Here is an 8,823-nt window from a genome sequence, read left to right as displayed (position 1 = left end):
CACCGAAATCCTCGAAACCACCGCAATCGCCGCATAAGATCAACACACACGGATCGCGCTGGCTGCCTCTTACACCACGCCAGCGGACGTGACCTCGCACGGCAGAGGGATTGACCGCGGAAACGGCGAAAGCCTTGAAGAAGCTTCAACTGTCCGCGCTCGAGTTTCGCCATTTGGGGATCGTTTGCGTCGGTCACGCCGGCCTTGTGGACGCCGCCGCCCGAGGTGACAGCGCACCGGGTGTTCGTCGGGATGGACGGTGGAAAGGAGCATCGACGAACCTTGCCCTCCGCTGCAGAGAGGGCTGTTCGTTGATGCTTCCGGTCGTGGCGTCACCCCGGTCCCGGGTTTCGGCTGCGGTGTCACTTCCGGGCGTGTTTCATCGCGCCGGCGTTCGCCACGTTCGTGACGCCGGTGTCCGGGTTGCCGCCCGCCGGCAGCGGCGGGGCGGTGACCGGAATGCTGATCGGCGCCGGCCTGCCCGCGGGCCTGGCATCACTGCAGGACGCACCGATTCTTGGCCCGGGCCGTGTGGCCGGTGGGCCGGGTGTCGATGGTCCTGCTGACACTGATCGTGCGGTCGAACCCTCGACGTCCTCCCAGCCGGGGAAAATCCACCGCCCAGATCAACGGCATGGCGAAACTCGAGCGAGTCCCGCCTCCGGCGAACCGCGTCACGGTCTTCTGGGCTTCCACGATGACGGCCGCCGACCCCTCGGCCAGCCCCGGTCGCCGGTGTTCGGTAAACCCCGGTCGCGAACCTTCCGCCAGCCACGGTCGCCGGCGCTTGGCCCAACGCGGTCGCCGGCGGCCGGCCAGACGCGGTCGCCAAACCGTCCGCCCGAGGCGGTCGCCGGCGCTCGGCTCGGCGTGGTCTCCGGCGGGCGACGACCAGCGCACACAAGGCGGCAACGTGCGACTTCACCCCCGCCGGAACAACGACCGGCGCACACGGACGGCACAACGCGTGCGCCCATCCCCGTCGGCGCGAAGCAGGCGCACACGATCGGCGAACGTGTGCGCTGACCATCGCTGCGCCCAGGCATGGGCGCTGACCACCGCTGCACCCAGGCAACGTGTGCGCTGACCACCGCTGCACCCAGGCAACGTGTGCGCCGACCACCGCTCCGGCCGGCGGACCCGTCCTCGGCGGCCCGCTCCCGGCACCGCCTCCGGACGGCCACCCAAGGTCATCAGACCTCGCGGTGATCTTGCGGAGTTCGCTGAGGATGGCGCTGACCAGGACGAATGCAAGACTCACTTCAGCGTCGGCCCTGACCCGCGATGTCGCTGCGCAAATGGCGCAACTCGAGCGCGGAACTCCACAAGATCGCGACGGGGCGTAACGGTGCAGGACGGGCGCGGCTCGGGCTAGCGGCCGACGACCCGGCGGGGGCGGACCTTGCGGGCCTCGGTGTACGCCTTCAGCGCCCGGGACCGGTAGTCACGGCCGAGCATGACGGCCGTCCAGTAGCCGATCACCGTGCCGACGATCGCACAGGCCGAGTACAGCCAGATCTGGGCGAAGAAGTCACCCGCACCGTTGGCGAACGGGCCGTGGCCGCTCACCAGCGGTCCGAGCAGGACGGTCAGGGCCATCCCGCCGAGCGCGCCGAACCCTACGTCGGGCAGCCAGCCGCCCGGCGCCTGCCGCTGCGACCTGACGAACGTCAGAACGGCGAGGATCACCGCGATCACCGCGAACATGACGATCGAGGCGATGCCCTGGCCGCTGTCGTCCTCCGACGAGAGCCGGATGACCAGCCGCGCGAGCACGTTGACCGCGAACAGGGCGACGGCCAGCACCGTGATCCGGAACCAACGTTGCTGCCTCATGTCGTCCTCCTGGAAAGCGCACCGTGAATCCTGCGTTGCGGGATCGTAGCGCTCATCCTCGCCGATGATGTGCCGGGATTCCTAGACGCTTCCTGGGAGTTGGCTGTCCCTCGGCGCCGGGGCCAGGATCATCCGGTACACGAACACCGCGAAGGTGAGGCTGCCGGCCAGGATCGTCACCAGGGCCACCCAGTTGGACCCGCCGAGCAGGTAGTCGCCCTCGGACGTCCGGGTGCCGGCGGCGACCAGCATGAGCAGCGTCCACAGCGCCCACGGCGGGCCGGCCGCCCAGCGGCGGCGGGTCGTCGTCACGGCGAACCAGGCGATCGCCAGGTTGACCGCGATCGTCAGCGGGACGGCCACCGGCAGCGGGGCGCCGCTGCCGGTCCACGGGGAGTCGCCGTCGATCATCGCGCCGATCGCCCCGATCCGCAGCGCGCTCAGCTCCAGCTCGATGAAGGCGGTGAGGACGGTGGCGACGAGCGCGACGGCCAGACCGGCGACCCGGAGGAGGATGTCCTTCACATCGTCGGGCAGACCGGCGGCCGGCGGCTCCTCGGTCACCGCTGCCGACTCCTCGGCGGAGGTCACCACGGCAGACTCCTCAGCGGGGGCCGCCACGGCCGACTCCTCGGCGGGCGCCTTCTCGTCCGTCATGCCAGCCCGCTGAACAGGTCGGACTCCCAGCCGTGCGGCCCCGAGCCGGGACCACGGGCGCCCTTGGCGAGCGTGTAGTACTCCACGCCCATGAACTCGCCGCCGAAGTCGCCGGCGATCCCGTAGAGCCAGGAGTTGTCCGGGATCTGGGTGGCGTGGGCGCGCATCGCCGCGGTCTTCTTCGCGTAGTGGTCGGTGCCGTCGATCCGGGCCGCGATCTCCTCGTCGGGCGTGCCGAACGGCAGGTCGTCGACCTTCTCCACATCGGCGAACGGATTGCTCTCCGAATCGCGGAACGCCTCCATGCCGTCCAGCAGCACGCTCAGCGGCATGGCCGTCCAGTAGATCTTCTCCGGGCCGTCCACGCCGGCCAGCTCGGCGGCGCGCATCGCGACCCGGTGGGCCTGGATGTGGTCGGGGTGGCCGTAGAACCCGTTCTCGTCGTAGGTGATCATGACCTGCGGGCGGATCTCCCGCATGATCTCGACCAGGTGGGCGGCCGCCTCCTCGACGTCGGCCTGCCAGAACGCGCGCGGATGCTCGTTGGTGGGCAGCCCCATCATCCCGGAATCCCGGTAACGGCCGGTGCCGCCGAGCATGCGGCGGTCGGTGACACCGAGGGCGGAGCAGGCGCGCTCCCACTCGACCAGGCGGTAACCGCCCAGCTGATCGGCCTCGGCGGCGGCGAGTCTCGACAGCTCCGGGACGTGGATCTCGCCCTCCTCACCGAGGGTGCAGGTCACCAGGGTCACATGGGCGCCTGTCGAGACGTAGTGGGCCATGGTCGCGCCGGTGCCGATCACCTCGTCGTCGGGGTGCGCGTGGACCAGCAGCAGGCGGCGGGCGGGCAACTCTTCAGTCACGGCGGATACTGTACGCGCGACCACCGACAGGTTCGGCTCACCAGCCCGCGGTTTGCCCGGCGCGAGTCGCCCCCGATCGGCAATGCTGGGAGTGTGGAGTACCCGTACGCCGTGACCGTCGGGGCCGATGGCGCCCGAGTAGTGTTCCTCCGCTCGTCCGAGCTCTGGCTGCTCGACCTGCCCAGCGGGGTGGAGCGCCGGATCGCCATCGGGCCCGTCGACTCCTACGCGACCGACCGTGACGCGCGGATCGCCGCCGTGGTGTGCGGTGGCGAGCTGTTCCGGGCCGACCTGGTCGACGGCACGGTCGCCGCGGTGCCGGCGGCCGGCCCCGTCTTCGACGCCCGGCCGGACCCGCTCGGGCAGGCCATCGGCTACCTCACCGACCCCGGCGGAGCGGCGTCGCTGCACGTCACCGGGCCGGCCGCGGACCGGCTGCTGGCCGGCGAGCCGGGCAACGCGTGGCGCGAACACGGCGGGACCATCTCCTGGGGGATGCCGGGGACGTGGGCGAGCGAGTTCGGGCGTACCAGAGGCTGGTGGTGGTCGCCGGACGGATCGCAGATCCTGGCCGTGCGCAGCGCCCGGACGGTCAGCCTGCATCTGCTCGACCTGGACGACGGCTGGGTCGACGTGCACTGGGACCGGGAGACCTACCCCTACCTGGCGCAGGTCCGCTGGGTCGGCGGCGGCCCGCTGATCACCGTGCTGCGCCGGATGCAGCAGCACGGCCTGGTTCTCTCGATCGACCCGCGCACCGGCGAGACCCAGGTGCACGCCGAGCTCGCCGACGCCCGCTGGGTGGAGCCGATCCCGGGCACGCCGCGGCACCTGCCGGACGGCCGCGTGCTGGTCGGCGGCGAGCTCGCGCACGACGGTTTCGACGCGCGCTGCCTCTTCGCCGACGGCAGCCTGCTCACCCCGCCCGGCCTCTACGTGCGGCGGGTGGCCGGCACCCTGCCCCGGCCGGGTGGCCCGGCCGGGGCGCCGGACCTGATCGTCGAGGGCAGCCTCGGCGAGCCGGCCGTGCGGGAGGTGTATCGGGTGCGCACCTCGCTCGGCGGGGGCGGGCCCGAGGTCACCCGGGTGGCGTTGCTCACCGGCGCGGACCGGGTCACCGTCGGCGGTGACGTGCTGGTCGCCGGAAATCGGGTGTGGCACGGCGACCGGGTGATCTCGTTGCGGGCGCCGGCGCCGGACCTGAGCGGGCTGCCCGAGCCGGTGCTGGAGCGGGTCACCGACCGGCGGCTGCCGGCCGCGGTCCTCTACCCGGCCGGGCACGTCGGCGGGACCAGGCTTCCGGTGCTGGTCACCCTGGGCGACGGGCCCGGGCATCAGCAGGTCCTGGCGGACCCATCGGCGTGGCGGGAGCGACAGCGGTTCGCCGACTCCGGCTTCGCGGTGGTCAGCGTCGATTCCCGGGGTACGCCCGGAGTCGCCCCCAGCTTCGAGAAGGCGGTGCACCGGCGGCTGGCCGACGTGGTGCTCGCCGACCAGGCCGACGCCCTGCACGCCCTGCACGGCAAACATCCGGATCTCGATCTCGACCGGGTCGCGGTGCGCGGCCGTGGGCTGGGCGGATGGCTGGCCGCGCTGGCCGTGCTGCGGCGGCCGGAGGACTTCCACCGGGCGGTCGCGCACCGGCCGGTGATCGACTGGAGCGAGCTGCCGGGGCCGGTGGCCGAGCGTTACCTGGGCGACCGGAACGACTCCTCCGACGTGTACGCCCACCACTCCCTGCACGAGGCCGGGACGTCGGCGGCCGTGCTGCTGGTCGATGCCGAGCTGGACGGCTTCGCGTCGCGGCCTGCCGTGACCTTCGAGGAGGAGCTAACCTTCCTGCAGGGGTGGTAGTCACCAGGGAGGTTGTCATGGAGCAGGTAGGTGTGGGACAGTTTCCCCCTGACAAGACGGGAGACGCCATGACGACTGCACTCCTCCACCTCGAGAACCACTACTGGACCGAGTCGGAGTATCTGGCCATCGGCGAAACGCCCGAGCGCATCGAGCTTTTCAACGGGAGCCTGGTAGTGATCCCCACCCCGACCAACGGCCATCAGTACATCGTTGCCAGCCTTCTGGTCGAGCTGTACCACGCAGTCCGCAGCGCTGGGCTCTATTCCTTTCCCGGCGCGGGCATCCGCCTCGACCCCGGCCATATCCGCATTCCTGATTTCCTCATCACGACAGAGATCAACTTCGACGACCGGGTGACCGATGCCAGCGCAGTGCAGCTGATCTGCGAGGTCGTCTCACCCTCCAACGCGTCGGCAGACACTGTCCAGAAGATGCGCTACTACGCGGAAGCCGGTATCCCCTGGTATCTGCTGATCGATCCCCGGAGCGAGACCTTCCACCTGTTCCGCCTGGACGGTGACCGGTACACCGAGCACGCCAAGGCCGCCCCCGGGGAGTTGCTGGAGCTGACCGAGCCCGTGGTTGCGACCATCGATCCGGCGGATCTGCTGCCGCCTCGCTGAAACTGTCGCACCCGGCGCATAGGGTCGGGTCATGACCCACTTCGATGAGGCGGGGGCGGCAGTGCAGGCCGCGCTCGACGCCGGCGCCCGCTATGCCGACGCCAGGGTGATGGTGCGGAGATCCGAGACCATGTCGGCCCGTGACGGCGACGTCGAGGATCTCGGCTTCGACGAGAGCGCGGGGCTGGGAGTGCGAGCCCTGGTCGGCTCCGGGTGGGGCTTCTACGCCGTACCCGATCTGACCGAACCGTCCGCACGGGCCGCCGGGAGACGCGCCGCTCAGATCGCCGCCGCGAGTGCCGCGGTCCCGGGTCTTCCGGCCGATCTGGTGCCGGCCCGCCCGATCACGGCGAGCTGGGCCTCCGACTGCGTGATCGATCCGCTCGGGGTTCCGCTGTCCGACAAGGGTGACCTGCTGGTCCGGGCGACCGAGGCGGCGAAAGCCGCGGGCGCCGACGTGGCCGAGGCCAATTACGCCATCTGGGATACGCGTAAGTGGTTCGTCTCCAGCGAGGGCCACCGCATCGACCAGCACATCCGTGAGTGCGGCGCGGGCGTGACCGCGATCGCGATCGGTGACGGCGAGGTGCAGCGCCGGTCCTGGCCGTCGCATCGTGGCCAGTTCGGCACCCGCGGCTGGGAGCTGGTCAACGAGATCGACTTGGTGGGCAACGCGCCGCGGATGGCCGAGGAGGCGCGGGCGCTGCTGACCGCGCCACTGTGCCCGTCCGGTGAGACCACGCTGGTGCTCGGTGGTGAGCAGCTGGCGTTGCAGATCCACGAGTCGGTGGGGCACGCCATCGAGCTGGACCGGATTCTCGGCTGGGAGGCCGCGTTCGCGGGCACGAGCTGGCTGGATCTGAGCCGGCTGGGTTCGCTGCGGTATGGCTCCGAGCTGATGAACATCACCATCGATCCGACGTTCCCGGGCGCGCTGGGCAGTTTCGGCTTCGACGACGAGGGCACTCCGGCGGCGAAACGGCACGCGGTCCGCGACGGCCTGTGGGTGGGGGTGCTGGCCGGGCGTGACTCGGCGGCGATCGCCGGGCTGGACTATGCGGGCAGTGTGCGGTCGGACGGCTGGTCCCGGCTGCCGATGGTGCGGATGACGAATGTCGGTCTGGAGCCCGGTCCGCACACCCTCGACGAGATCATCGCGTCGACCGGCGACGGCGTGTTCATGGATGTCAACAGGTCCTGGTCGATCGACGACCGCCGGCTGAATTTCCAGTTCGGGTGCGAGATCGGCTACGAGATCAAGAACGGGAAGCTGGGCCGGATGCTGCGCAACCCGACCTACACCGGGATCGGCCCGAGGTTCTGGCAGGCGATGGACATGCTGTCGAGCGAGACGATCGCGTGGGGCACGCCCAATTGCGGCAAGGGCCAGCCCGGCCAGATCGGGCACACCGGGCATCCGGCGGCACCGGCCCGGTTCACGAACGTCCGGGTGGGGGTGCGGGGATGACCAGGTCTTTCTCTTTCCAGGCGGCGGAATCGGCGGCCGATCCGGCGGCGGGGGTTGCGGCATGAGCGGGGGTGGTCGCGCGGGGGCCGAGCTGGAGCTCGCGGCCCGCGTCATCGAGATCGTGCGGGAGTTGGCCGGGCGGTCGGCGGAGGCCGAGGTGAACGTCCGGCACGATGCCGAGGCGCTGACCCGGTTCGCGAATTCGACGATCCATCAGAATGTGGCGTCGGCGGCCACGGGGGTTCGGTTGCGGCTGCACGCCGACGGGCGCACGGCAGGTGGCTCGACGACCGTGACCAGCGCCGACGGCCTGCGGACGCTTGTCGAGCGGACCCTCGCGGCGGTCCGGGTGTCGCCTGTCGACAAATCCTGGCCGGGTCTGGCCCCGCCGGCGGCGCTGCGGTTGTCGGCGGGCCATCCGGGTTCGGGTGAGCGGTCGGGGCTGGCGTTCGGGTTCGACGAGGCGACCGCCCGGGCCGATCCGGCCGAGCGGGCCGAGCGGGTCGGCGACTTCGTGCGGGCGGCCGGCGGCCTGGAGACGGCCGGTTACTGCCGGACCGTGTATGTGTCGGCCGCGTTCGCCAACAGCGCGGGCCAGGCGGTCGAGGGCCGCACGGCGGAGGCCGCGATGGACGGCATCGCCCGCTGCGACGGCGCCGACGGGGTGGCCCGGCTGGCGGCGGCCCGGCTGGCCGATCTGGACGGCGCGGTGCTCGGCGCCCGGGCGGCGGCGAAGGCGCGGGCGGCCCGCGGCCCGGTCGAGCTGCCACCGGGCCACTACGAGGTGGTGCTCGAGCCGGACGCGGTCCGTGACCTCCTGGAGAACTTCGCGGTCTTCGGGTTCGACGGCAAGGCGCACCACCACCAGCAGAGCTTCGCCGAGCTGGGCCGGGAGCAGTTCGACCCGTCGGTGACCATCGTGGACGAGCCGCTCGGCAGCCGCGAGGAGCCGGCCGCCGACCTGCCGTTCGACGACGAGGGCACCCCGCGGCGGCCGTTGGTGCTGGTTCGTGACGGGGTGACCACCGCGGTGACACACGACCGCACGTCGGCGGCGCTGGCCGGCGCGGTGTCGACCGGGCACGCTTCGCCCGCGTCGCGTTCGTGGGGCCCGCGTGCCACGCATCTGCGCCTGGAGGCGGCCCCGCTGCGGGGTTCCGCGCCGGGGTCGGGTGGCACCGGGGTGATCGCCGACTCGGCCCGCCCGCTGGTCGCCGGGGTGCGCCGAGGGCTGCTGATCACCGATTTGTGGTATACGCGAGTGCTCGACCCGAAAGCATTGGTGATCACCGGTTTGACCCGTAACGGGGTGTGGTTGGTGGAGGATGGCGAGGTGACGTCGGCGGTGAGCAATGTGCGGTTCACCCAGTCCTATCCACGGGCGCTGGGGCCCGGCCGGGTGCTCGGGATCGGCTCCGAGACGGTGCTGCTGCCCGAGTCGTGGGGGCGTGCCCGCTATGCGGCGCCGGCCCTGCATCTGGCCGAGTGGAACGTGACGGGCAACGCCTCGGGATAGATC

At 71.4% G+C, this 8,823-nt stretch carries 7 protein-coding genes; 4 read left to right on the top strand and 3 right to left on the bottom strand.

Translation table 11 applies throughout. From position 1 onward, the window contains the following. Nucleotides 1-1,371: 1,371 nt before the first annotated feature. From AB0E94_RS38130 to mshB, 3 genes are all read right to left on the bottom strand, one after another. A complete protein-coding gene (locus AB0E94_RS38130) occupies nt 1,372-1,836 on the bottom strand; it encodes a hypothetical protein (protein ID WP_360336598.1) in 465 nt (154 codons plus the stop codon). An 81-nt stretch (nt 1,837-1,917) separates the two neighbouring features. Beyond that, on the bottom strand, nt 1,918-2,493 hold the full coding sequence (locus tag AB0E94_RS38125; protein ID WP_360336596.1) for a hypothetical protein: 576 nt from the start codon (nt 2,491-2,493) through the stop codon (nt 1,918-1,920). After that, nucleotides 2,490-3,356, bottom strand: coding sequence for an N-acetyl-1-D-myo-inositol-2-amino-2-deoxy-alpha-D-glucopyranoside deacetylase (gene mshB / locus AB0E94_RS38120; protein ID WP_360336594.1), 867 nt, complete (start codon nt 3,354-3,356; stop codon nt 2,490-2,492). The genes AB0E94_RS38125 and mshB overlap by 4 nt, the downstream gene beginning before the upstream one ends. A 93-nt stretch (nt 3,357-3,449) precedes the next feature. Here mshB and AB0E94_RS38115 point away from each other — a divergent pair, with 93 nt between their 5' ends. The 4 genes from AB0E94_RS38115 (at nt 3,450) to AB0E94_RS38100 (ending at nt 8,820) form a co-directional block, all read left to right on the top strand. Continuing rightward, on the top strand, nt 3,450-5,210 hold the full coding sequence (locus AB0E94_RS38115; protein ID WP_360336592.1) for a prolyl oligopeptidase family serine peptidase: 1,761 nt from the start codon (nt 3,450-3,452) through the stop codon (nt 5,208-5,210). 17 nt (nt 5,211-5,227) lie between these two features. Then, nucleotides 5,228-5,836, top strand: coding sequence for a Uma2 family endonuclease (locus tag AB0E94_RS38110; protein ID WP_360336590.1), 609 nt, complete (start codon nt 5,228-5,230; stop codon nt 5,834-5,836). 31 nt (nt 5,837-5,867) lie between these two features. Beyond that, a complete protein-coding gene (locus AB0E94_RS38105; protein WP_360336588.1) occupies nt 5,868-7,304 on the top strand; it encodes a TldD/PmbA family protein in 1,437 nt (478 codons plus the stop codon). 61 nt (nt 7,305-7,365) lie between these two features. Then, a complete protein-coding gene (locus AB0E94_RS38100) occupies nt 7,366-8,820 on the top strand; it encodes a metallopeptidase TldD-related protein (RefSeq protein ID WP_360336586.1) in 1,455 nt (484 codons plus the stop codon). The last annotated feature ends 3 nt before the right edge of the window (nt 8,821-8,823 follow it).

The organism is Actinoplanes sp. NPDC026670 (genome assembly GCF_040638175.1).
Lineage (GTDB): Bacteria > Actinomycetota > Actinomycetes > Mycobacteriales > Micromonosporaceae > Actinoplanes.
Note: the sequence above shows the minus strand (reverse complement) of the source record. Positions and strands in the feature narration are given on the sequence as shown.

Excerpts from the sequence above, each read along its gene's own strand:
- AB0E94_RS38130 (WP_360336598.1), bottom strand. The coding sequence starts at position 1,836 with ATGAGGCAGCAACGTTGGTTCCGGATCACGGTGCTGGCCGTCGCCCTG.
- AB0E94_RS38125 (WP_360336596.1), bottom strand. The coding sequence starts at position 2,493 with ATGACGGACGAGAAGGCGCCCGCCGAGGAGTCGGCCGTGGCGGCCCCC.
- AB0E94_RS38110 (WP_360336590.1), top strand. The coding sequence starts at position 5,228 with ATGGAGCAGGTAGGTGTGGGACAGTTTCCCCCTGACAAGACGGGAGAC.
- AB0E94_RS38105 (WP_360336588.1), top strand. The coding sequence starts at position 5,868 with ATGACCCACTTCGATGAGGCGGGGGCGGCAGTGCAGGCCGCGCTCGAC.
- AB0E94_RS38100 (WP_360336586.1), top strand. The coding sequence starts at position 7,366 with ATGAGCGGGGGTGGTCGCGCGGGGGCCGAGCTGGAGCTCGCGGCCCGC.